Source organism: Flavobacterium sp. T50_26, assembly GCF_057652995.1.
This window is the reverse complement of the sequence record NZ_JBYFCC010000015.1, coordinates 1-24,151: the sequence shown is the minus strand read 5'-3', so window position 1 is coordinate 24,151 and position 24,151 is coordinate 1. Positions and strand designations below refer to the sequence as shown.

Sequence of the window (24,151 nt, the reverse complement as noted above, 5' to 3'; positions counted from 1 at the left end):
TTAGCAACTCAATTAACGAATTATGGAACCAAAAAAGAACTTGAATGTTGACCCTAAACGAAATAGTGCACTCTATTTTCAACTTGGATTGGCAGCTATTGTGATACTTTCTTATATTGCAATAGAATTAAAAACATATGAAAAAGACTTGTCCGGTCTCACTAAAGCTGTCGATAATAGCTTTTTAGATGAAGATGTGCCGGTAACAATGCAATTAAATACACCACCACCACCGCCACCACCGCCACCAGCTGCTCCTGAGATTATCAAGATTGTAGAAGATAAAAAGGAAATCAAAGAAGTTGAAATTCAATCTACTGAAACAAACCAAAAAGAAGAAGTTGTTAAAGCTGAAAAAGTGGTTGTAGCTGAGGTAGAAGAGCCAGAAGTAGATGTGCCATTCGCAATTATTGAAGATGTGCCTTTGTTTCCTGGTTGTGAAAGCGTTGCAAAAGACAAAAGAAAAGAATGTTTTCAAGAAAAAATTCAAGCTCATATTAAGAAAAACTTTAGTTATCCGGATGCTGCTGTAGATGCAGGTCACCAAGGAAAAGTATTTGTTAGTTTCATTATCGAAAAAGATGGAAGCGTTTCTATTGCAAACATGAGAGCACCTTATCCTACTTTAGAAAAAGAGGCAAGAAGAATTATGACTAAATTACCTAAAATGATTCCGGGTAAACAAAGAGGAAAACCGGTTAGAATGACAATGAGTATTCCAATTACTTTTAAATTAGATCAATAATTTTTTTGAATAGTATATTATAATCCGCTCAATTTGAGCGGATTGTTTTTTTTGGCATAACTTTTGGTTTCTGTTTTTTATAACTAATCCATAGAAACCATGAGAAACTTAGATGATTACCCAAATGTAAAGCACAATGGAAAAATTTATTTCCAACTTGGACTTTTAGCAAGTTTAATTGCTGTTTATTTTATTATTGAATTAGAAACTCCGGTTACTGAAACGAAGCCTTTTGATAGAAAAAAAGTAATTGAAATTTCTGAAAAACCTTTTAATGGAGTTTTTAAAATAGAAAAAGCTCCGCAAAAAGAAATTGCTAAGGTAGAAACAAAACCAATTTCACAAAAACCAATAGTAAATCAATTTAAACCAATTGATAATAGTAGCCCTGAGCCTGAAAATGTTGAAACAACATCTCCTGATGATACACCTGTGGAGAATCTTACCCCAACAGAAACACCAACAACTTCAACACCAGCGGATATTCCAGTGCCAAAGAAAAGTTCTTATGAAGGATATGAACTAGATGAATTGCCTACTTTTTTGGCTTGTTCCGGTTTAAAAGGCGATGCTCAAAAAGCTTGTTTTAACGAACAAATGAAAAAGTATCTGCAAAAAAATCTAAATTATCCTGCAAGAGCAAGAGAAAATGAAACACAAGGATCGGTTTTGGTAGAGTTTATAATTAATTCTAATGGCAAAGTTTCAAATGTTAAACCTGCAAATGCGAATAAATTCAATGACAAAGATTTAGAAAATGAAGCTCTACGAGTAGTTAGCAAATTACCAAATTTAAAACCTGGAATTTTTAAAGGAGAGCCTGTAAATGTGCGTTATAGAATTCCAATTACATTCAAATTAAATAAATAAAATATTTATACATAAAATGTATCCCACTTCGGTGGGATTTTTTATTTTTACGCAATGGATATCAAACAATTTTTAGACTCAACTTATTTAAAAACAGCTGAACAAGCCGGATTGTCTTTTGAGGAAAATAAAAAAGTAGTGCAAGGTTTCATTTCAGAAGCCATTCAAGAACACTTTAAGCTCATTATGATTAGACCGGATATGGTTGCATTGGCAAAAAAAATGATTTCAACAGCCAAATCAAAAGTGTTGATAGGAACTGTTATTGGTTTTCATGAAGGTACTGCAACAACAGAAGAAAAACTTTCTGAAGCAACTAAAGCTATCGAAGATGGAGCAGATGATCTGGATTTTGTTTGCAATTATGAATTGTTTAAAACCGGTCAAATCAATCAAGTAAAAGAGGAAGTTTTAAAATGCACACAACTCGGATTATCTCATAACAAAACCGTAAAATGGATTATTGAAGTGGCTGCATTAACAGATCAACAAATAGTTCAACTTTCGGCATTAATAAAAAATGTTGTAATCGCAAATTTTAAAGAAGACAGTTATTCATCTGTTTTTGTAAAATCGTCTACGGGATTCTTTAAAACACAAGATAATAAACCCAATGGAGCAACAGTTCCAACCATAATAATGATGTTAGAAAATAGTTCTCCGTTACCAGTAAAAGCTGCAGGTGGAGTTCGAACGTATCAAGAGGCAATCGAAATGATTAATCTTGGAGTAAAAAGAATCGGAACTTCTTCAGCAAAAGCAATTGTAGCTGGATTGGTTGCAGATGGTAATTATTAATTATGACTCAAATGAAAAAATATATTCTTCTTTTAACTGTTGTGTTTTCAAATTTTTTGTGGTCTCAAGACAAAAAAGCAGAACAGTTTCCGGTTTTTCCAAATTGCGAAAATAGATTCAATGAAGAGTTAGAGAAGTGCTTTTATGATGAAGTGCAACAAAAGGTTTTTACAAACTTTAAAGTTCCACAAAGTGTGACAGATAATAATTTTAAAGGTAGTTTTACTGTTCTTTTTGAAGTAAATCAGGAAGGAAAATTCATTATGCGATATTCTGATGCCACTTATCCTGAGCTAAGCGAAGAAATTAAACGTGTTTTTAGTGAAATGGATTCTATTGGTCCACCAACGTATGCAGGAAATCCAACGTATTCAAGATATTCTATTCGCATCAATATTCCGCTGCAAGATCCTGTGCAGGCAAAATTAGCTAAAGAAGAAGCCGCTAAAAAAAGTGCTTCCGAATTTAAAGTCAATAAAAATGAATTAGATGAATATGACAACATTAAATATGAGAAATTTTCGAATCCTCAGTTTCAAAGTCATTTAAATATTCCTTTTTCCCACAGTAATTATGCTCAATTTGATGCGGCCTTAAATCAAGTGGGCTCAAATAATCACACAGCTTCCAAACCATATACGTATTCCGAAGTAAATAAATATTATAATTTGGAAGAAGCCAATCAAAAAGTAATGAAAAATAAAACCGGTTGGTGGGGAAGAAAATTTTGGAACGAAAATTTAGTTGCCATTCAAGGAAAAGACTATTGGTTTACAATGAATCCGATTTTAGATTTAAGAGTTGGAAAAAGCAGTCCAAGTGAAGCAAGTTACACGTATCAAAACACTAGAGGACTTCAAATCCAAGGTGGTTTAGGAAAGCAATTGAATTTTACAACTTCCATATATGAAAGCCAAGGAAGATTTGCAGATTATTACAACCAATATGCCGAAAGTATTGCTCCTTCGGGAGGAAATCCAGCCGTAATTCCTGGAGTCGGGATTGCCAAAAGATTCAAAGATGATGCGTATGATTTTCCGTTATCGGAAGCAAATTTAACCTATACACCAAGTGATTTTATTAACCTTCAATTAGGTTATGGAAGAAATTTTATTGGTGATGGGTATCGTTCGCTTTTAACCAGTGATGGAGCTAGTCCGTATCCGTATTTCAAAATCAACACCACTTTTTGGAAAATAAAATATACTAATACCTATATGTGGTTAAAAGATATTCGTCCGGAAGCAACTGTTGACGGAACCTATGCAACCAAATATATGGCCAATCATTATTTAAGTTGGAATGCATCCAAACGATTAAATATTGGTTTTTTTGAATCTGTAATTTGGACAAATGATAATGATAGAGGTTTCGATTTTAGTTTTGTAAATCCAATAATTTTTTACAGAACAGTTGAATTTAATTCTTCATCCAGAACCGGAAATGCTCTTTTGGGATTAACCGCAAAATATAAATGGAGCAATCAAGTTGGTTTGTATGGTCAATTTTTAATTGATGAATTTTCATTAGCCGATGTTAAAGAAGCTAATCAAAGTTGGAAAAATAAATTTGGCTATCAAGTAGGGGCAAAATATTACAATGCTTTTAATGTAGAAAATCTTTTGTTGCAAGTAGAATATAATCACATCAGACCTTATGTTTATTCACATAGCACGCCAATAACCAACTACGGACATAATAATCAAAGTTTAGGACATCAATGGGGAGGAAATGCCAGAGAAGTCGTAGCTATTGCCCGTTATTTTAAAGGAAGATGGTTTGGCGATGCAAAATTGACTTACGGTGTTCGTGGTTTAGATTTTGACACAGCAGAAAATTCTTTGAATTATGGAGGAAACATTTACAAAGATTATGATGATCAAAGACCTTTTGATACCGGTGTAAGCATTGGTCAAGGAAATAAAACCACAATCATGATTGCCGATTTGCAAGCGGGTTACTTAGTAAATCCTGCTTCAAACCTAAAAGTTTTTGCCAATTTGATTTACAGAAGTTTTGATCCAACACAAAATACACTAACCACTTTTAAACAAGATACAACATGGTTTTCTCTTGGATTAAGAGCCGATTTGTTTAATTGGTATTTTGATTATTAAAATTTGAAAAACCACGAATTCACAAATATAATTTTGACTTTTTAATGGTTAATAAGCTCATTTTGTATGAAAATTCTAATAAAATTGAATCGCTTTTCGTTTTAATAGGTGAATTCGTGGTTTAAAAAAAGTCTTAATTTCTTTCTTATATATTTAACACCAATTTTCTAATTTGTTCAATTCTTTTTAAAGTTTCTAATTTGTATCTTTGCCGAAGTTTACAAACAATGAAACAAGTCTTGAACGCAACCCACAATTCGTTTACAATTCAATCTCTTTATTTTGATTTTAAGCAAATCACTAAAGCAGGGTTGTCTATAAGCGTTGTTTTTTCTTCAATAGCAGGTTATTTTTTAGGAATTTTAGATATTTCAACCTTTAGTTGGACAACATTGTTAATGCTTTCACTTGGTGGATATTGCATGGTTGGAGCTTCCAATGCATTTAACCAAATCATTGAAAAAGATTTAGACGGTTTGATGGACAGGACTAAAAACCGACCAATTGCCGCCGGAAGAATGTCGGTAAACACAGCGTTTATTTTGGCTTCTGTTCTAACCTTAATTGGACTTATAATTTTATATTTAATAAACCCTAAAACAGCGATGTTTGGGGCAATTTCAATATTTTTATATACAAGTGTTTACACGCCATTAAAAACCCTGACGCCGCTTTCTGTTTTTGTGGGAGCCATTCCGGGAGCCATTCCGTTTATGTTAGGATGGGTAGCCGCAACGGATGATTTTAGCTTGGAAGCAGGAACGTTATTTTTAATTCAATTCTTTTGGCAATTTCCACATTTTTGGGCAATTGGATGGTTTTTGTATGATGATTACAAAAAAGCTGGTTTTTTTATGCTTCCAACAGGAGAAAAAGACAAAGGAACAGCCTTGCAAATTATTTTGTATACTATTTGGTTGATTATTGCTTCGTTGTTGCCGGCAATTTTTCCGTACATCGGAATAGTAGGAAGTCGATTATATTTAACGCCGGTTTCGGCAATTGTTGTATTTTTGCTCGGAATTTGGATGTTGTATTCCGCATTTGAATTGTATAAAAAACGCGACAGCAAAGCTGCCAGAAAATTAATGTTGATTAGTGTGAGCTATATAACCCTTCTTCAGTTGGTTTATATTGCAGATAAATTTTTACGATAATTATGGAAATGACCGTTCAAGAGCACGAAAATAGAAAAGGACAATCGTATAAATTGTTGCTTTGGTTTGCTATGATTAGTATGGTAATGATGTTTGCCGGATTAACCAGTGCATACATCGTGAGTACATCGAGAAAAGATTGGCTTAAAGATTTTGAATTGCCACAGGCATTTATCATCAGTACAATCATAATTATAATTAGTAGCTTAACGTTTCATTTGGCATTAACTACAATTAGAAAAAATGATCGAAGCAAAACATCATTATGGTTGCTGGTCACTTTAGCATTGGGAATATTGTTTGTAATCTTCCAATTTATAGGATTTGGAAAGATAATCGAAATGGGCTATTTTTTTACAGGGAGCGAAAGTACAGTAAATACATCTTTTCTTTATATTATTGCTATTCTGCACATGGCACACCTTTTTGGAGGGCTAATAGCACTTTTAATTATAATTTATAATCATTTTAAACAAAAATACAATTCAACTCAAACCCTTGGAATTGAGCTAGGTGCAATGTTTTGGCATTTTCTTGATATATTATGGATTTTGTTGTTTTTATTTTTCTATTTTTACTAATAGAAAAAAAATGTAAATTTGGGAACTTTTTAACTAATAACTAAATATGGGAGCGACAGTTACTACAACTGAAGAAAAAATCTGGGACGGCGGAAACGAGCCAATGGGAGCTAGCTATGGCAAAATGATGATGTGGTTTTTCATTTTATCAGATGCTTTAACCTTTACAGGGTTCTTGGCAGCTTATGGCTTTTCTCGATACAAATTTGCCGATAGTTGGCCAATTGCCGATGAAGTGTTTAATCACTTTCCTTTTTTGCACGGTCATGATTTGCCAATGCTTTATGTGGCGTTGATGACGTTTATCTTGATTTTCTCATCTGTAACGATGGTGCTTGCCGTAGATGCAGGTCATCACATGAAAAAATCGAAAGTAGCTTTTTATATGTTTTTAACCGTTATTGGCGGATTGATCTTCGTTGGATCACAAGCTTGGGAATGGAAAAACTTTATTAAAGGTGAATATGGTGCAATTGAAACAAAAGGAGGAAGTATTATTCAATTTGTTGATGCAGAAGGGAAAAGATTTAAAGTATCTGATTTAGCTGTTACTTTACCAAAAGATCGTGTGCAACATGAACGTAAAAACGGTATTTGGTTTACAAGTGAAGCTACTTTGCCGGATTATTCTGTTGCAGAAGTAATAGAAGGTTTTAAAGCCAACCCAAACATTTATGTTAGAACTCAAGAAACTTATTTTGATAAGAACGATAAAAAAGGTGTTCATCCAACTTTAAATAAAGAAAAACATAAAACCATTTTAACCAGAGAAGAATCATTAGCTCGTTTAAACGATGCGGTTCAAGTTGTTCAAGGAGCAAGTTTGGTTAGAAATGAATACGGAAGCAAACAGTTTGCTAATTTCTTCTTCTTTATTACAGGTTTCCACGGATTCCACGTGTTTTCAGGTGTAGTAATTAACTTTATCATTTTCTTAAATGTTATTTTAGGAACATATGAAAAAAGAGGAAGCTATGAAATGGTAGAAAAGGTTGGATTATATTGGCACTTTGTAGATTTAGTTTGGGTATTTGTATTTACCTTCTTCTACTTAGTATAATTTTAAAAAAGCATTATAAAAATGGCACACGAACATAACTTAGCAATTTTTAGAGGAAGACTTAAATTCAAGTCGAATGAACAAAAAATTTGGGGTGTACTGATTTTACTTTCTATCATTACAGGTGTAGAAGTAGTATTAGGTATCTATAAGCCAGTAGGTTTAATGACTCCTTGGATAACTCCTTTTGAAGGCGGTTTGGGAGCAACATTAATGAATATTATTTTATCCCCTTTTATCTTTTTAATTCCTTTAAACTTTATTTTCTTGGTTTTAACTATTGTAAAAGCTTATTACATTACGTGGGATTTTATGCACATGAGAGATGAAAAAGCAAGTTTAAGAAGAGCGGTAGTTTGGACATTTATTTTCCTTGCTCTTTATATCGCTTTGATCTTTTTGTTAGAAGGAGATTATATTTATGAAGTTTATAGAAATTCCATGATTAAATGGAATTTTTAACACCATATTAGTTAAATAAAAAGGTACGCATTGCGTACCTTTTTTTATTTTTGCACTAAATAAAATGCAATTGAAATGAAAAAGAATATCGTTCTGTTTTCTTTGTTTATACTTCCCATCGTGGCATATCTTTTCTTTGCTTCCGGAGTGCATAATTTCACTCATTTACCAACCGTGACAAAGTCTATTCCTGATCTAAATAATTTTAAGAACGCCAATGGAGAACAATTTTCACTAAATGAAAAAATAACTGTTTTGGTTTTTCCTGGAACAGAAATTTTATACAATAAAGGTGATGCTTTTAACCTGAACCAGAAGATTTATGAAAAGGTGATGGGTTTCAAAGATTTTCAATTAGTTTGTATTGCTCCTGCAGGAACAGAAGAACAAACAATCGAATTAAAAGAAGAATTAGGCCGGATTTCGGACATGTCCAAATGGAATTATGTTTTTGCTTCTCCCGAAGAAATAAAAAGTTATTATAATCAGTTAAATTTAATCGGTCAATTAGATGAGAATTTAAGAACTCCTAATGTTTTTATCATCGATAAAGAAAGAAACCTAAGAGGAAGAAAAGGGAAAAATAAAAAAGGGGAACCGGAATATAAAGAAGGTTATAATTCCATTTCAGCAGCAGATTTGCACAATGAAATGGGTGATGACATCAAAATTATTTTAGCAGAATACCGTTTGGCATTAAAGAAAAATAGTGCCGACAGAAAAAAATAATAGCATGAAAAATAAATCTTATATCGGAATATCATTTATCATATTGGTTTTTGGAATCATTTTTATTCCTAAAATCATCAGTAGAATTAAAAATGATGATGTTACAAAAATCGATCGATTGAATACACCGGGACAAAGTGAAACATCGGAAGATTTATTGACGAAAATTGGCAAAGCTCCAAAATTTAGCTTAACAAATCAAAACGGTGAAACCATTACCAATAAAAATTATGAGGGTAAAGTTTATCTGGTTGAATTCTTTTTTTCCACCTGTCCAACTATTTGCCCAATAATGAATAAAAATATGGTGGAGTTGCAAAATCATTTTGAAAAAAATCAAAACGATTTCGGAATTGTTTCTATCACCATTAATCCTGCTAATGACACATCTGAAGTTTTAAAAAAACACGCCGAGCATTTAGGTGTGAAAAATCCAAATTGGAACTTTCTTACTGGTGATAAAGACTATATTTATGATTTGGCTAACAAAGGATTTAGTATTTTTGCCGGAGAAAATAAAGAAAGTGATGGTGGTTTTGAGCATTCCGGATTATTTGCCCTAATTGATAAAAACGGTAACATTAGAAGTCGAAAAGACGATTTTGGAAACCCAATAGTTTACTATGACGGAATTGAAGCAACCGGAATTCAAGCCCTAAAACAAGACATTAAAGTACTTTTAGAAGAAAAATAACATGGAAGAGAATAATTTAGACGAGAAATATTCAGTTGAAAAAAAGTTCAATGCATTAATTATAACCCTTTCTATTGCTGTTCCGGTTTTAGTGGCCATTTTATTCAAAGTAAAATTAAAAGATTACGGAATAGATGTTGAGCCATTAACCTTTTTACCTCCAATTTATGCATTCATCAACGGTATTACTGCCATGTTGTTGATTTTAGGTGTTTATGCAATTAAAAACGGCAATAAAAAAATGCATCAAAATCTGATGCAAAGTGCCATTGCTTGTTCTGTGGTGTTTTTAGTGATGTATGTAGCCTATCATATGACTACTGATAGCACACCTTTTGGCGGAGTTGGAGCAATTCGTTATGTTTATTTCTTTATTCTTATTTCACATATCTTGCTTTCTATAGCTGTAATTCCGTTGGTATTGATAACCTATGTTAAAGCCTTGGCAGAACGATTTGATAAACACAAAAAAATCGCTAAAATCACGTTCCCAATTTGGTTATATGTTGCAATTACGGGCGTGATTGTTTATTTAATGATTGCACCGTATTATGTTTACTAAGTTTTTAAAATATTCGATAATTGCATTCATTTTTCTAATCGGATTTTCCTCTTCTGCTCAATGTGCCATGTGCCGAGCTGCCTTGGAAAGTGAAGGCGATAGTTCTAAAGCTGAAGCCATTAATGACGGAATCGTCTATCTCATGGCTTTTCCTTACATCATGGTGGCCATTGTTTTTTATGTAGTGTATCGTATGAAATTTAAAAAGAAGCCTGCCTCAGAAGTATCTTCTTGATTATTCAATTCCATCAATTTTTACATCCACTTTTCCGCTTCCTTTAATAAATGCTAAGATGGCTTTGTTGGTTAATTGAATTTTTTGAAACTCAAAGTCATCCAATTTTCCATTCACAAAAACACCTTTCATTGGCGAGTAGTTTTGAAGATATTGCATCACATTGGCTTTTCCTTCATCCAAATTAGGTTTGATAGAATAACGACAACTTTCCTGAATTTTTCTCAAAACATAACCTTGAGCTAACCAATTGGCAGATCGAACTAAGAAACTTTTTGTATTCAACACATAATCTAATTGGTCAAAATAAATTTCCTTAGTTTCTTCATTATATTGAGGGAAACCAGCTAAATATACTGTTCCGTTGATGCTTCCAAGCATATCCAAAGCGATTATCATTTTACCATCTCTATGCCAAAGATCAACTTTTGTAACTTTTACTTTTTGCTTTCCATCACCAAATTCTTGACCTTGAAAATTCTGAGTCATAATTCTGGAAGCGTCAGCATAAGTTGAAACGGCAATAATATTAGCAGAAATATGATCCGGCATTTTAGTAACCGGTTTTAGTACAATTTTATTTTTATCAAATTTTTTCTCGGGAGTTTTTCCAACAATTGTTTCCATAGAACATTTTAAACCCATTTCTAATTTGATTTCTTTTTTTTGTAAAACGGCATCAGTAGCATATAATTCTATCGGAACAATTCTAAGCCAACTGGCATATTGTTCACTCATTTCGAAAGGAGTCGCAATTTTATCTAATGCATCTAAAACTTGTGGTTTAAAATTCAACGATTCTTTAATCGAATCGTCAATGCTTTTTTCAATTTTCGATTTAAAAAGCCGCACTGCCGGATTGATGAGATAAGTAATCGGAATGTTTTTCCCAGCAATAACTACAGAAGGACTTTCTGTCCAATCTAATGATTTTATCTTTGTACTTGTGTTTAGTTGCCAATTCGTTAAACCAACATCGCTAATTAACGTTACAACACCATTGAGGTTGAACTCTTTTGTGTCATAAAGGCTAATGCCCATTTTTTCAAATCCATAACGGTATTTTCCATTTACTTTTAAGGGCAAAGTGGTTACTATTTTGGTCACATTTCCTTCTTTTTGAGTTTCAATTTTTATAGGAGCTTGTTTCCAAACTTTTAATTCTAAATCATCATCTTTCAGAATGGTATCGTTGTAAATTAAACCATTCAATAATTTGTTAGTTTGATTTTCAATGTCTTTAAGTTGAATAGTAACCGGAAGATTAATGAACGAAGTCGTTGTTTCATATTCAACTGGATCAGCATTATCGGGTTCAGGTTTGATAAGGTCTAACTTTTTTGCTGTTGAACAGGAAGATAAAATAATAATAAGTACAAAAAGCACTATCGGAATTAGGAGATATTTCATTTTTCAACTTTCATTTGAGAGTGTAAATGTAATTTATTTTCAGATTTTTTCATTTTGTTGTAACACAAAAATAATTTATGCGTCCTATGGGTATAAAATTCTAATGAATTAAATTTGTATTCTAATGCAGCAACTATTTCAAAAATTTATAATGAAAAGTTCGACAATAAAAAAAGTGGTTTGGTTTTGGATAATTTTATTCGGAATTACATCCCATTCCCAATCAAAAAAGTGGACATTGGAAGAGTGCGTGAATCATGCACTTGAAAATAATATTTCCATCAAAAACACAGCACTCGATAAAGAGTTGGCCGACATTGAACGAAGCACAGCAATAGGAAGTTTTCTGCCTTCAGCCAATGCAACAGCATCTCATTCTTGGAATATCGGTTTAAACCAGAATATTACAACAGGTTTGTTAGAAAATCAAACCACGCAGTTTACATCTGCCGGGGTTAATGTTGGGGTTGATATTTATAACGGACTTCAAAATCAGTACCGTCTTCGCAGAGCGAGTTTATCTCAAATTGCAAGTCAGTATCAGTTAACAAAAATGCAAGAAGATATTGCTTTGAATGTAGCGAATGCCTTTTTGCAGATTTTGTTCAACAAAGAAAATTTAAAAGTTCAAAATGAACAATTGCTCAATAATCAACGACAAATGGAACGTTCTGAGCAATTGTTAGAAGCTGGCGTTATTCCCAGAGGAGATTTGATGGATATAAAAGCCACTGTTGCAACCAGTCAACAAATGGTTATTAATGCAGAAAATGTATTGTTGATTTCAAAATTAAGTCTTGCTCAACTTTTGCAGTTGGAAGATTTTAAAGATTTTGATATCATAGACAGAGAATATGAAGCAACCGAAAGCCCGTTATTGCTTCAAACTCCGGAAGCAATTTATCAAAAAGCAAAAGAAACAAGAACAGAACTTAAAATTGCTCAGACTAATTTAGAAATTGCAGAAAAAGATGTTTCTATTGCCAGAGGAGCTTATCAACCAAGATTACAAGGGTTTTATAGTTTTAGCACTAGAGCTTCTAATTTAGATCGAGTTACAGGAATTGAGTTAGATCCAACCAATCCAACTTCGGTAATTGGTGTGGTGGAAGGAACAAATCAAAATGTTTTGCAACCTAATTTTAATGCAATTTTAGGAAATCCTTCTCCAATTTTTAATCAATTTGATGATAATAAAGGACAAAATTTTGGCGTGCAATTAACCATTCCTATTTTTAACGGATTTTCAACTCGAAACAATGTACAACGCTCAAAAGTAGCTTTGGAAAGAACCAAAATTGCCTATGAGCAAGAAGAGTTAACGTTAGAAAGAAATGTTTACACCGCATTTACCGATGTAAAAGGAGCGTTGAAATCATACGAAGCAGCAGTTACAACAGTTGAAGCCAGACAAGAAGCCTATAATTATGCCAAAGAACGTTTTGATGTTGGTTTAATGAATGCTTTCGATTTTAATCAATCACAAACATTGTTAGTCAATGCTCAGTCAGAGGTTTTAAGAACAAAATATGACTACATCTTTAGAACCAAAATATTAGAATTTTATTTCGGAATCCCAATTATTCAAAAACCATAATTATGTCAAAAAAAGTAATATATACCTTTTTAGGAATCGCAGTAGGATTGATTATTCTGTTAATAGTATTATCAAAAACAGGTGTAATCGGCAATAAAAATAAAGGAAAAGAAGTTGAAATAGCCGCTGTTAATGAAATTACAATCATAGAAACCGTTTCGGCTACAGGAAAAATTCAACCGGAAACAGAAATTAAAATATCCTCTGAAGTTTCCGGAGAAATTATCGAATTGCCAATCAAAGAAGGTCAATTAGTTAAAAAAGGTGATTTGTTAGTTAGAATAAATCCTGATTTATATACATCAAGTTTAAATCGATCTGTAGCTGGCTTATCGAACACAAAAGCAGGCTTGAGCCAGGCTGATGCAACATTTAAAGAAGCACAAGCAAATTACAACCGAAACAAAACTCTTTTTGACAAGGGAATTATTTCAAAATCTGAATGGGATAGAGTAGTAGCTACTTTTGAAGGTGCACAAGCCGCGAAACAAGCTGCCTATTATGGCGTTCAAAGTGCCGCAGCAACCGTTACCGAAGCAAAAGACAACTTGGGAAGAACAACCATTTATGCTCCGGCTGATGGAACTGTATCGTTACTTTCAGTAGAATTAGGAGAACGTGTTTTAGGTACGCAACAAATGACCGGTACAGAGATTTTGCGTGTTGCCAATTTGAATAATATGGAAGTTGAAGTAGATGTAAATGAAAATGATATCGTTAAAATAAACATTGGCGATTCTACAAACATTGAAGTGGATGCCTATTTGAAAAAAGAATTCAAAGGAATAGTAACCAGCATTTCAAACTCAGCAAGTAATGCTGTTACTGCAGATCAGGTAACAAATTTTAAAGTTAAAGTTAGAATTTTAAAAGAATCATATATGGATTTGGTGGAAGGGAAACCGGAAAGTTATTCTCCATTCAGACCCGGAATGACAGCAACGGTTGATATTATCACCAAAAGAAAAGAAAAAGTAATTGCTGTTCCAATTAGTGCTGTGGTAATGAAATCAGACACATTGAGTTCAAACAAAGTTGATGTTAAATCAGAAGAAGGTGAAAATGCAGAAGCCGTAGTTCAAAAAACAGACAAAAAATTAGAATGTGTTTTTGTTAAAGTTGGCGATAAAGCTAAAATCAGAATTATAAAAACCGGAATTCAAGACGATTCTAATATTGAAGTAATTCAAGGTTTGAAAAAAGGTGATGTTGTAATTGTTGGACCTTATACAACCGTTACCAAAGATTTAAACTCCGGAGATTTTGTTTTTATTAAAACGGAAGAAGAAAAAGCTAAGGAAATCAAAAAATAACGTTGTTATTAAAAATTCAAAAGGAAATTAGATTAAAAATTTAGTTTCCTTTTTTTATGTCTTATTTTTGCATCTTCAATCACAATTATGGCATATATACTTAACATAGAAACATCCACCAAAAATTGTTCAGTTGCTTTAGCAAAAAACGGGGAAATCATTGTTTGCAGAGAAATAGCAGAAATGGGGTATTCGCATGCAGAAAAGTTGCATGTTTTTATTGAAGAAATTTTAATAGAAGCCAATTTGAAATTCTCAGATTTAAAAGCCGTGGCTGTAAGTCAAGGTCCGGGTTCCTATACCGGCTTGCGAATTGGTGTTTCTGCAGCAAAAGGATTGTGTTATGCGTTAGAAATTCCTTTGATTGCTGTTGATACTTTGGAAGTTTTAGCTTCTCAAATAGCAATTGAAGAAGGAGTGATTGTTCCTATGATTGATGCCAGACGAATGGAAGTTTATTCGGCTATATTCGATAAAAATCATCAAAAAATTAGAGAGACAAAAGCTGAGATTCTTACTGAAGAATCATTTTCAGATTTAAATCAAACAGTTTATTTTGTTGGAGATAGTTCGCAAAAAGCTAAAACAATTCTGAAAAAAGAAAATTTTATTTTTTTAGATGATGTAATATATCCCTCTGCAAAACAAATGACTAAAAAAAGCTACACTTTATTCACGAATAATCGCTTTGAAGATGTAGCTTATTTTGAACCTTTTTATTTAAAAGATTTTATGATTTCTTAGATTTTAATTCTTTGATATGAAAATCAAGCTGTGGAAATGGAATTTCAATCTCGTTTTCATCAAATTTATGTTTGATTTGCTCTAAAATATCAGAACGCATCATAAAAAAATCTTCCAAATTTGCCCAAGGTCTAATTGCTAAATTAATGGAACTATCTGCTAAACTATCAACTAAAACTACCGGAGCTGGGTCTTTTAAAACTGCAGGATGATTTTCCATCACTTCCATCGCAATTTGTTTCGCCTTTTTAATATCAGAACCATAACTAATGCCAATTACTAAATTGGCTCTTCGAGTTGTGGCATAAGAATAATTTATAATATTACCGTTTGATAATGACCCATTTGGGACAAAAATAACTTGATTGTCAACCGTTGCTAGTTGAGTTACAAAAATTTGAATCTGTTTTACAGTTCCTGAAACGCCTTGAGCTTCAATAAAATCACCAACTTTAAATGGTTTGAACATAATAATTAAAACACCACCAGCAAAGTTGGATAGCGAACCCTGTAAAGATAAACCAACGGCAAGTCCTGCGGCACCAATAATCGCTACAAATGAAGAATTTTCAACGCCAAGTCTTGATATAACCGTTACAAAAAGTAAAATTTTTAATGTCCAAATTAAAATATCGGCTAAAAATTTTGACAAAGTAGGTTCCATTTCCCGTTTGGTCATTATTCTAACGATTAACTTTTTAATTAATCGAATGGCTGTCCAACCAATAACTAGAATTATAGTAGCAGAAATCAATCTGGGCGAATATTCCATCAAAACTTTGGTGAAATAGTCCCAATATTTTGTTACATAATCTGTATTTACAACAATTAAATCCATAAAAAAAACTCTCAAATCATTTAGTGATTTAAGAGTTGCAAAGGTATATTTTTTAATAAAGTAATCCTTTTAAAGAAAACTTAAAATTTAGTCAGCATTTTCATCTGATGCTTTTTTGATTTCCTCTACTTTTTCATCTAAATCTCCCGAAAGTTCTTCTGCTTTTTCTTCAACAGTTTCAACAACTTCTTCTGCTTTTTCGGTTGCAACAGCAGCAGTTTCAACTGTTTTTTCTTTTACTTCTTCAGCAGTTTCTTCTACTTTCTCAGCAAAATTCGAAGTTGCTTCTTTTGTTTCTTCTTTGGCAGAGGAAGTAAATGAACTTACTTTTTCTTTAACATCATCCACAACATTTTCAATTGCATCGCCTGCTTTTTCGGCATATTCAGAAACGGTTTCTTTTGCTTTTTCGGCAAAATCTTCTACTTTTTCTTTTACTTCAGGATACGATTCCTTTACGTTTTCAACTGCTTTTTCTACATAATCTTCTGCTTTTGCAGCATATTCTGTAGCTTTTTCTTTTGCCTGATCTAAAACAATTTCTGCTTTATCGGCAACTTCTGATGCGGTTTCTTTGGCCGAACCGAACAAATTTTTAAAAAAACTTCCTAGTCCCATGGTGTTTATTGTTTAAATTGAGTGCCAAATCTACTAATTTTTGCTAACTTTTTTATAATTAGTAATTTAAATCTTTGTAAACTTCAGAGATATTATTTTTTGGTGCTAAACACATTTTATTTTGACAAAGATAAAAGAGCGTTTTGTTTTCTAAAAGGCGGTTTTTTAAAAAGGGTAAATCTGATTTTTTTTCACTTCCTGAAAGCACTATCGAAGGAAAATAATTTTGATTGATTTCTTTCAAATGAACCAAACTCGCTTCTCCGCAAATTGCCAATTCCTTCTGATAATCCGAAAAATGCAAAGCTGCTATCAACCAATGTGAAAAAGCTGAAGGATAATCAATCGATGGGATAATTTGAGAAACCATTTGACGTGAAATTTCCTCGTAGTGCGAATTTTCAAAATAAACACTGAGTTTAAATAAATTGCTCGCCATAACCGAATTGGAAGCCGGAATCACATTGTCTTCAATTTCAAAATGACTCGAAATCAGAGCTTCATCCAAATCAGAAGTAAAACGAAATAATTGCTTTTTCTCATCATAAAAATGATCCAAACAATAATTAATCAAATTTTTACTGTGCAAAAGCCAATTTTCATCAAAAGTAACTTCGTAAAGAGATATAAAACCATCAATCACAAAAGCATAATCTTCTAAAAATCCATTGATAGAGGTTTTTTCATTTTTGTAAATGTGCATCAAATTTCCGTCGGGAGACCAAATTTTATTTGCAATAAAATGAGCATTTTTTAAAGCTATATTCAAATGATTTTCATCTCCTAATGCTTTAAAACTATCTACAAAACCTTTTAATAAAATGGCATTCCAAGACGTGATGCATTTGTCATCCAAGCGAGGTTTTGGTCTTTTTTCTCTTGTTTTGTATAGAATTTGTTCCCAGTTTTTCTTTTTCAGTCGAAGTTCATCAATTGAAAAAGAATTCTTTTTTGAAATTTCTTCTAAACTTTCCTTTTGAATTAAAACATAATTTCCGTGTTCCCAATGTCCAAATTCATTTATGTTAAAAACATCTGAGAACAATTCGAAATCATCTAGAATTAGATTTTTTAATTCGTCAATCGTCCAAACATAAAAAGCACCTTCTTCCAAATGATTTTCTACAGTTAAACTATCGGCATCCAATGCGGAAAAGAATGCTCTTTCATTTGTTAACCATTCTTTTTCTATGAAAGCGGTAGTTTTTTCAATGATTTCTTTGTAAAGTTCATTTTTTGTCAATTTGTAAGCATTCGCATAAAGCGATAACAATTGGCCATTGTCATAAGCCATTTTTTCAAAATGAGGAACGTGCCATTTTACATCAACTGAATAACGTGAAAAACCACCATCAACCGTGTCAAAAATTCCGCCATAAGCCATTTTAGTTAATGTTAAATCGACATATTCTACTAGTTTTTCATTTTTAGTCAAATAACCATACTGCAACAAAAATTGATAATTCGTTGGCATCATAAATTTTGGAGCACGAGAATAGCCACCAAATTCCCAATCGAAACTTTTTTGCCATTTTGCTAAGAAATTATCTAAAATAGTGATGTCAAATTCAGTTGATTTTTCTTCAGTTAAACCTAACGTTTCAATTCCTTCATGCAATTTTTCGGCATATTCAACCAGTTTTTCGGGTTGTGATTGATACAGTTCTTGCAACTGTTCCAAGGTATTAATCCAATCATTTTTTCTGAAATAAGTGCCACCCCAAACCGGTTTTCCATCCGGAAGACAAACCACGTTGAGCGGCCAACCACCTCTTCCGGTCATTAATTGAACGGCTTTCATATAAATTGCATCCACATCAGGACGTTCTTCGCGATCTACTTTAATGTTTGTAAAATGTTGGTTCATTGTTTTTGCCACTTCTTCTTTTTCAAAACTTTCGTGTTCCATCACGTGGCACCAATGACAAGCAGAATATCCAATGCTGATTAAAATGAGTTTCTGATTTTCTTTTGCAGAGGTTAATGTTTGTGCATTCCAAGCTTTCCAATTCACCGGATTATTGGCGTGCTGAAGTAAGTAGGGGCTAGTTTCTAATTTTAGTTCATTCATAAGTATAAAAAAAAGCGTTCCTTTTGAGAACGCTTAAAATTACGATTTTAATTGATTATTCTAATTCAAAAGTGATTTTTAAATTCACTCTAAACTCTGAAACCTGACCGTCTTTAACAGCCGCACTTTGATCTTGAACATAAACAGAGCGAATGTTTTTTAATGATTTTGCCGCTTGAGCAACTGCTTTGCGTGTAGCATCCTCCCAGCTAACTTCTGAGCTGGAAAGGACTTCAATAACTTTTAATATTGCCATAATGATATAATTTAAGAATTAAAGGTAATGATTTTTGGTAAAATCTCAAAAAAATATATCTTAAATTGATAACATTCGCTTAACATTAGATTGAAATAGTTAACGGAATTTTGCAAAAAATTATCTTGATGGATCAGATATATATTATCATGCTTGTTGCACTTGCCATATTAGCTGTAACAGACTTAATGGTTGGTGTGAGTAATGATGCGGTAAACTTCTTAAACTCCGCAATAGGTTCTAAAGCAGTATCTTTTAAAACAATAATGATTGTTGCCAGTATTGGTGTTGCGGTAGGAGCTTTATATTCAAATGGGATGATGGAAATTGCCAGAAATGGAATTTTTACACCCAGTATGTTTAGTTTTAATGATGTAATTATTATCTTTTTAGCGGTAATGATCACGGATGTTTTGCTGTTGGATGTTTTTAATACACTAGGTTTGCCAACATCAACAACAGTTTCTGTGATTTTTTCCTTGTTAGGAGCATCTGTGATTTTATCAATTTATAAAATTTATGTAGCAGATGGTAGCATGGACGATATAGGTCTGTATATAAATACCGAAAAAGCCACTGAAATTGTGTACAGTATACTCTTGTCGGTTCTACTTTCTTTTGGACTTGGAACTTTAGTTCAGTATATTTCAAGATTAATATTTACTTTTCATATAGATAAAAGATATAAATATGTTGGTGCAGCATTTGGTGGTGTTGCAATGACTGCTATTACATTTTTCATCCTTGTAAAGGGATTGAAATCAGTGACTTTTGTTCCTTCCGACGTGAAAGATTTTATAAAAGATAGCCCTTTAACCATTATTGGCTATTCACTTGTTTTTTGGACACTTGTTTGTCAATTTTTGATGAGTGTTGTGAAATATAACATTTTTAAATTCATTATCATTGTTGGTACTTTTGGACTGGCTTTAGCTTTTGCCGGAAATGATTTAGTAAACTTTATTGGAGTGCCGATTGCAGCATATCAAGCCTATGAAATTTATATTGCTCCGGGACAAAATCTTGGTGCAACCGAATTCATGATGTCCGGTTTAGAAGAAGAAAATCTACCGGCTCCATTTTTGTTTTTAGCATTAGCAGGAGCGATCATGGTTTATACATTATGGACATCCAAAAAGGCGAGAACAGTAATTGAAACTGAACAAAACCTTTCCCGTCAAGGCGAAGGAACAGAAAAATTTAACTCCAACACACTTTCCCGTAACTTGGTTAGAGCAATGCTATATGTAGGTAATATTATTAGTTTCATATTGCCAAAATCATTACAGGCAAAACTAGATGCTCAGTTTGTTCAACCGGAATTTAAAGGGAAAAGAGACAAGCAACCTATGTTTGATATGGTTCGAGCCTCTGTAAACTTAGTTGTTGCTGCGGTTTTAATTTCTATTGGTACTTCGATGAAACTGCCGCTTTCTACAACGTATGTAACATTTATGGTGGCTATGGGTTCGTCTTTTGCAGATAGAGCTTGGGATAGAGAAAGTGCCGTATACAGAGTTGCCGGTGTTTTTAATGTAATTGGCGGTTGGTTTGTAACCGCAATTGTTGCGTTTCTTTCGTCTGGGCTTATCGCTTATATATTATTTATAGGTCAGGTGTATGCGTTTTTTGCCTTTATGATTGTGGTAGCTATTTTCTTTTACAGAAGTAACCAAATCCATAAAAGAAAATTGAAAGAAGAAGACGATATCAAAAAATTGAAAAAAGAGGATATTGTTACAATCAAAGAAATTATAAATGAAAGCTCTCAACAAATTTCAAGAGTGATTTCTACAACAAATAAAGTATATAGTGATGTACTTGATAATTTAGGATTACAAGATTTAGCAAAACTAAAAGAGAATAAAAAAGCATTGAAAAAGCTTGAAAAAGAGGTAGATGAGTTAAAAAGTAACGTTTATTATTTCATCAAAAACTTAGATGAAACCTCTGTCGAAGCAAGTAAGTTTTATGTGATGATTTTGGGTTATTTGCAAGATATGATTCAGTCATTAGCTTTTATAACACAAAACAGTTATTCTCATATTAACAATAACCATAAACAACTTAAATTTAATCAAATCAGAGATTTAAAGAGTGTTGATGTTGAATTGCAAAAATTGTTTGATAACATCGAAACCATTTTTAAAGACCAAAATTTTGATAAATTAGATGAAGTTTTAAAAGAGAAAAATCAAATTTTGAATAACGTTTCCGATCTAATTCAAAAACAAATTACCAGAATCAGAACGGTAGAAACCAGTCCAAAAAACAGTAAATTATACTTTGGATTATTGCTCGAAACAAATGATTTGATAAAAGCGACGATGAATTTATTAGAACTTTTTCAAGAATTCAACATTCACGTTAAGAATAAAAAATAATAAAAAATATTTAGCATAAAAAAATCCTTGAAATTTACTTCAAGGATTTTTTGTTTATTATAGGTTTTGATTTATCCGTTGATGGCTTCTACTTTGATTGATTCATCATTCAGCATATCTTTCAACATATTTTCAATACCGTTTTTTAATGTAAATGTTGAAGAAGGACAACCGCTACAAGCTCCTTGTAAAACAACTTTTACACGCTTTTCACTTTCGTCATACGAATCAAAAAGAATATTTCCACCATCGGCTTGAACGGCCGGTTTTACATATTCTTCTAAAATGTTGATGATTTGTTGCGAAGTCGTGTCAAGCGAATCAAAATTAGAAAGTGCTTGTTTTTCATTTTTCGGAACAGAAACCAATAAACTTTCGTTGATGATTTCATTTCCATTTTCAACATATTCTTTGATGAATGTTCTTATTTCGTTTGAAATTTCCTGCCAATCAGAACTGTTGTATTTTGTGATGGAAATATAATTTTCATCCATAAAAATTTCTTTCACATACGGAAATTTGAATAATTCTTTCGCTAAAGCGGAAGGAAAAGCCTCGTCAATATTTTTGAATTCTGCTGTTTTGGATGTCAACATTTTATTAGCCACAAATTTCAAAACCGCCGGATTTGGAGTAGATTCCGCATAAATTGTGACCGGTTGTTTTTTAGTCTCAACAATCGATTCTTTGATGATTATTCCGCCTTTTTCAACAAATTCCTCGATTTGTTCTGCAACGGCATCTTTTACATCATCCCATTGAACAATACTGTACCTTTCAATAGCAATAAAATTTCCGGATATAAAAACAGTTTTAACAAAAGGTAAATAAAACAATTGTTGTGCTAACGGACTTTCGCCTGCTTCGTCTATATTTTTGAATTCGTAGCTTTTATTTTTAGTAATAAAATCCTGAAATTCAAACTTTATGATAGCAGGATTTTGGGTTTCTTTTATCGATAATTTAGTCATTTGAGCTTTTTTCTGCAAATTTAACAAAGTTATTTTTGGTATTTAGCTATATTTGAACTTTAAATTTTTATTAACACAACTTTACCAAGTGTTTTGACAATCACCATTGTTGGAACATTTTTTTAATAACTATGAAAAAACAACTACTTCTATTTATTCTTTTTCTTTTTCCGTTTTGTGTTAATGCACAATTGTTTGTAAATAATACAACGTTCACACCTGCAGATTTGGTGCAAGATGTTTTCTTAGGTCCTGGAGTTACACCGTCAAATATAACTTTTAATGGAGCACCTGCTAATGCGGTTAATGCAAAAGCTGGTTTTTTTACCACAGGTGTAACACCAACTAACATGGGCATTAATAGGGGTATAATTTTAGCAACGGGAAATGCACAACTTGCTGTTGGCCCGAATAATTCAAATAGTGCAAATGTTGCAGTAGGTCCACTGGGAGGGGATTCTGATTTACAACAGTTAACAACAAATACTATTAATAATACGGCTATTTTAGAATTTGATTTTATTCCTCAAGGTACGCCATTAACTTTTAGATTTGTTTTTGCGTCTGAAGAGTATCCGGAATATGTTAATAACCCCGGTGTTAATGATGTTTTTGGCTTTTTTTTGAGTGGCCCAGGAATTGCTGGACCGTATAGTAATGGAGCGGTTAATATTGCTTTAGTTCCAACTACTACAACTGGATCCAATGTGGTTTCAATTAGTAATGTAAATGGAGGTAATCCTGGTTTTCCTGGTTGTCCTTTTGTTGTTCCTGCACCTGGAGCAAGTAATCAACAATACTACGTAAATAATTGTGGGGGAACAACTATTCAATACGATGGTTTTACAACAGTTTTAACCGCAACTTATCCGGTTGAGTGTGGGCAAACCTATCATATAAAATTAGCGATCGCGAATGTTGGGGATAGTGCATTTGATTCGGCTGTTTTTCTTGAAGATTTTAGAGTTGACAGTATTGATTTAGGAGATTTTAGTGGTACTTCGGCCATGTGTGAATCGGATATACGGCCGTTACAAACTGGACTGCCTGATACCGTTCCTCATGAATGGTATTTGGGTACTGATTTAATTGTTGGAGAAACAGGTCCAACGCTCGAAATTACTGAGCCGGGTGAGTATACGGTTTTTGCCTATCCATATGGTCCAGCTTGTCCTTTGACAGATACTGTTACAGTAGATTTTTTAACAGAGCCAGATTATGGAGAAGCAATTGATTTGGTAAATTGCGACCCTGATAATGTGTTTGATTTAACAATTAATACACCTATTGTTCTTAATGGATTAGATTCTTCCTTGAATGAACTCTATTATGCTCTGTCTCCCGAAGATTTAGAATTATTTAACTTTATTGGCAATACAACTGCTTACGTGAGTTCTGTGCCCAATGAAGTTATTTATGTTGGAGTTTTTGATGTTTTAAGCAGTAATTGCCTTTATATTCAGTCCTTCGAATTAATTCAATCCTCCTGTACACTTAATCCGCAATCGCTAAATTTGGTTTTGTGTGATGAAGTTACGCTTGATGATGATTTTGAAATTTTCGATTTAACACAGAATAATGATGATGCGTTAAACGGATTAGACCCTGCTTTATACTTAGTTACTTATCACAATACACAATTGGATGCTGATACAGGAGATTTTCCAATTCCTTCCGCTAATGCTTATAACGGGACAAATGAAACTATTTATATTCGAGTAGAAGAAATCGGTTTTCCATTAAATTTCGGAACAGATTCATTTACTTTAACAGTTAATCCTTTACCGGAAATAGCTGATATAACAGAAACAATTTGTTCGGAAGATATTTTTACAGTTACACCAACCAATACGGGTTCAAATGTTGTCCCCACTGGCACAACCTACACCTGGACAGTTGTTACGCCTGTAGGCATCACAGGATCTTCGGACCAGGCCAC

23 protein-coding genes are annotated in these 24,151 nt (G+C 32.8%); 17 read left to right on the top strand and 6 right to left on the bottom strand.

From position 1 onward, the window contains the following. Positions 1 to 22 precede the first annotated feature (22 nt). The 12 genes from AC23MC_RS10255 to AC23MC_RS10200 all read left to right on the top strand — a co-directional run bounded on the left by AC23MC_RS10255 (position 23) and on the right by AC23MC_RS10200 (position 10,010). The gene (locus tag AC23MC_RS10255) at positions 23 to 745 is read left to right on the top strand and encodes an energy transducer TonB (RefSeq protein WP_487568270.1); all 723 of its coding nucleotides are present in this window, start codon (positions 23 to 25) and stop codon (positions 743 to 745) included. A 99-nt stretch (positions 746 to 844) separates the two neighbouring features. Then, positions 845 to 1,615 carry an energy transducer TonB gene (locus tag AC23MC_RS10250; protein WP_487568269.1) on the top strand — a complete coding sequence of 257 codons (771 nt, stop codon included), beginning with the start codon at positions 845 to 847 and terminating at the stop codon, positions 1,613 to 1,615. Between the two features lie 54 nt (positions 1,616 to 1,669). After that, positions 1,670 to 2,413 (top strand): deoxyribose-phosphate aldolase, encoded by a 744-nt coding sequence (gene deoC, locus AC23MC_RS10245; RefSeq protein ID WP_487568268.1) that lies wholly within the window; start codon positions 1,670 to 1,672, stop codon positions 2,411 to 2,413. An 11-nt stretch (positions 2,414 to 2,424) separates the two neighbouring features. Further along, entirely contained in the window at positions 2,425 to 4,530 is a 2,106-nt protein-coding gene (locus tag AC23MC_RS10240; RefSeq protein ID WP_487568267.1) for a capsule assembly Wzi family protein, read from the top strand. A gap of 239 nt (positions 4,531 to 4,769) precedes the next feature. After that, the gene (gene cyoE, locus AC23MC_RS10235; RefSeq protein WP_487568327.1) at positions 4,770 to 5,687 is read left to right on the top strand and encodes a heme o synthase; all 918 of its coding nucleotides are present in this window, start codon (positions 4,770 to 4,772) and stop codon (positions 5,685 to 5,687) included. Positions 5,688 to 5,689: 2 nt separating this feature from the next. Next, entirely contained in the window at positions 5,690 to 6,268 is a 579-nt protein-coding gene (locus tag AC23MC_RS10230) for a cytochrome c oxidase subunit 3 (protein ID WP_487568266.1), read from the top strand. A 46-nt stretch (positions 6,269 to 6,314) separates the two neighbouring features. Then, the gene (locus tag AC23MC_RS10225; protein ID WP_487568265.1) at positions 6,315 to 7,328 is read left to right on the top strand and encodes a cytochrome c oxidase subunit 3; all 1,014 of its coding nucleotides are present in this window, start codon (positions 6,315 to 6,317) and stop codon (positions 7,326 to 7,328) included. A gap of 21 nt (positions 7,329 to 7,349) precedes the next feature. After that, complete coding sequence (locus AC23MC_RS10220) at positions 7,350 to 7,790, top strand: cytochrome C oxidase subunit IV family protein (protein ID WP_487568264.1); 441 nt, start codon at positions 7,350 to 7,352, stop codon at positions 7,788 to 7,790. 75 nt (positions 7,791 to 7,865) lie between these two features. Next, positions 7,866 to 8,519: a hypothetical protein gene (locus AC23MC_RS10215; protein WP_487568263.1), complete on the top strand. Its 654-nt coding sequence runs from the start codon at positions 7,866 to 7,868 to the stop codon at positions 8,517 to 8,519. Between the two features lie 4 nt (positions 8,520 to 8,523). Beyond that, on the top strand, positions 8,524 to 9,213 hold the full coding sequence (locus AC23MC_RS10210) for an SCO family protein (protein WP_487568262.1): 690 nt from the start codon (positions 8,524 to 8,526) through the stop codon (positions 9,211 to 9,213). 1 nt (position 9,214) lies between these two features. Then, positions 9,215 to 9,775: a DUF420 domain-containing protein gene (locus AC23MC_RS10205; protein WP_487568261.1), complete on the top strand. Its 561-nt coding sequence runs from the start codon at positions 9,215 to 9,217 to the stop codon at positions 9,773 to 9,775. Then, complete coding sequence (locus AC23MC_RS10200) at positions 9,765 to 10,010, top strand: hypothetical protein (protein WP_487568260.1); 246 nt, start codon at positions 9,765 to 9,767, stop codon at positions 10,008 to 10,010. The genes AC23MC_RS10205 and AC23MC_RS10200 overlap by 11 nt, the downstream gene beginning before the upstream one ends. Here AC23MC_RS10200 and AC23MC_RS10195 read toward each other — a convergent pair whose 3' ends face one another. Beyond that, entirely contained in the window at positions 10,011 to 11,420 is a 1,410-nt protein-coding gene (locus AC23MC_RS10195) for a DUF4403 family protein (RefSeq protein ID WP_487568259.1), read from the bottom strand. 151 nt (positions 11,421 to 11,571) lie between these two features. On the opposite strand from AC23MC_RS10195, the gene AC23MC_RS10190 reads away from it, so the two are divergent. The 3 genes from AC23MC_RS10190 (at position 11,572) to tsaB (ending at position 15,074) form a co-directional block, all read left to right on the top strand. Beyond that, positions 11,572 to 13,017: a TolC family protein gene (locus AC23MC_RS10190; RefSeq protein ID WP_487568258.1), complete on the top strand. Its 1,446-nt coding sequence runs from the start codon at positions 11,572 to 11,574 to the stop codon at positions 13,015 to 13,017. Positions 13,018 to 13,019: 2 nt separating this feature from the next. Beyond that, positions 13,020 to 14,330 (top strand): efflux RND transporter periplasmic adaptor subunit, encoded by a 1,311-nt coding sequence (locus AC23MC_RS10185; protein ID WP_487568257.1) that lies wholly within the window; start codon positions 13,020 to 13,022, stop codon positions 14,328 to 14,330. Positions 14,331 to 14,417: 87 nt separating this feature from the next. Continuing rightward, the gene (gene tsaB / locus AC23MC_RS10180) at positions 14,418 to 15,074 is read left to right on the top strand and encodes a tRNA (adenosine(37)-N6)-threonylcarbamoyltransferase complex dimerization subunit type 1 TsaB (RefSeq protein ID WP_487568256.1); all 657 of its coding nucleotides are present in this window, start codon (positions 14,418 to 14,420) and stop codon (positions 15,072 to 15,074) included. On the opposite strand, the gene AC23MC_RS10175 is transcribed toward tsaB, so the two are convergent. From AC23MC_RS10175 to AC23MC_RS10160, 4 genes are all read right to left on the bottom strand, one after another. Next, a complete protein-coding gene (locus tag AC23MC_RS10175; RefSeq protein WP_487568255.1) occupies positions 15,061 to 15,912 on the bottom strand; it encodes a mechanosensitive ion channel family protein in 852 nt (283 codons plus the stop codon). The genes tsaB and AC23MC_RS10175 overlap by 14 nt on opposite strands. A gap of 87 nt (positions 15,913 to 15,999) precedes the next feature. Then, the gene (locus AC23MC_RS10170) at positions 16,000 to 16,530 is read right to left on the bottom strand and encodes a YtxH domain-containing protein (protein WP_487568254.1); all 531 of its coding nucleotides are present in this window, start codon (positions 16,528 to 16,530) and stop codon (positions 16,000 to 16,002) included. A gap of 58 nt (positions 16,531 to 16,588) precedes the next feature. Continuing rightward, entirely contained in the window at positions 16,589 to 18,601 is a 2,013-nt protein-coding gene (locus tag AC23MC_RS10165; RefSeq protein ID WP_487568253.1) for a thioredoxin domain-containing protein, read from the bottom strand. 55 nt (positions 18,602 to 18,656) lie between these two features. Then, positions 18,657 to 18,857, bottom strand: coding sequence for a dodecin family protein (locus AC23MC_RS10160; RefSeq protein ID WP_291095914.1), 201 nt, complete (start codon positions 18,855 to 18,857; stop codon positions 18,657 to 18,659). A 128-nt stretch (positions 18,858 to 18,985) separates the two neighbouring features. On the opposite strand from AC23MC_RS10160, the gene AC23MC_RS10155 reads away from it, so the two are divergent. Next, positions 18,986 to 21,241, top strand: a complete 2,256-nt coding sequence (locus AC23MC_RS10155; RefSeq protein ID WP_487568252.1) for an inorganic phosphate transporter — start codon at positions 18,986 to 18,988, stop codon at positions 21,239 to 21,241. Between the two features lie 71 nt (positions 21,242 to 21,312). Here the strand turns inward: AC23MC_RS10155 and AC23MC_RS10150 are convergent, their stop codons facing one another. Next, the gene (locus tag AC23MC_RS10150) at positions 21,313 to 22,212 is read right to left on the bottom strand and encodes a NifU family protein (RefSeq protein ID WP_487568251.1); all 900 of its coding nucleotides are present in this window, start codon (positions 22,210 to 22,212) and stop codon (positions 21,313 to 21,315) included. 131 nt (positions 22,213 to 22,343) lie between these two features. Here AC23MC_RS10150 and AC23MC_RS10145 point away from each other — a divergent pair. Then, positions 22,344 to 24,151: choice-of-anchor L domain-containing protein (locus tag AC23MC_RS10145; RefSeq protein ID WP_487568250.1), on the top strand; the 1,808-nt coding region annotated here is incomplete at its 3' end.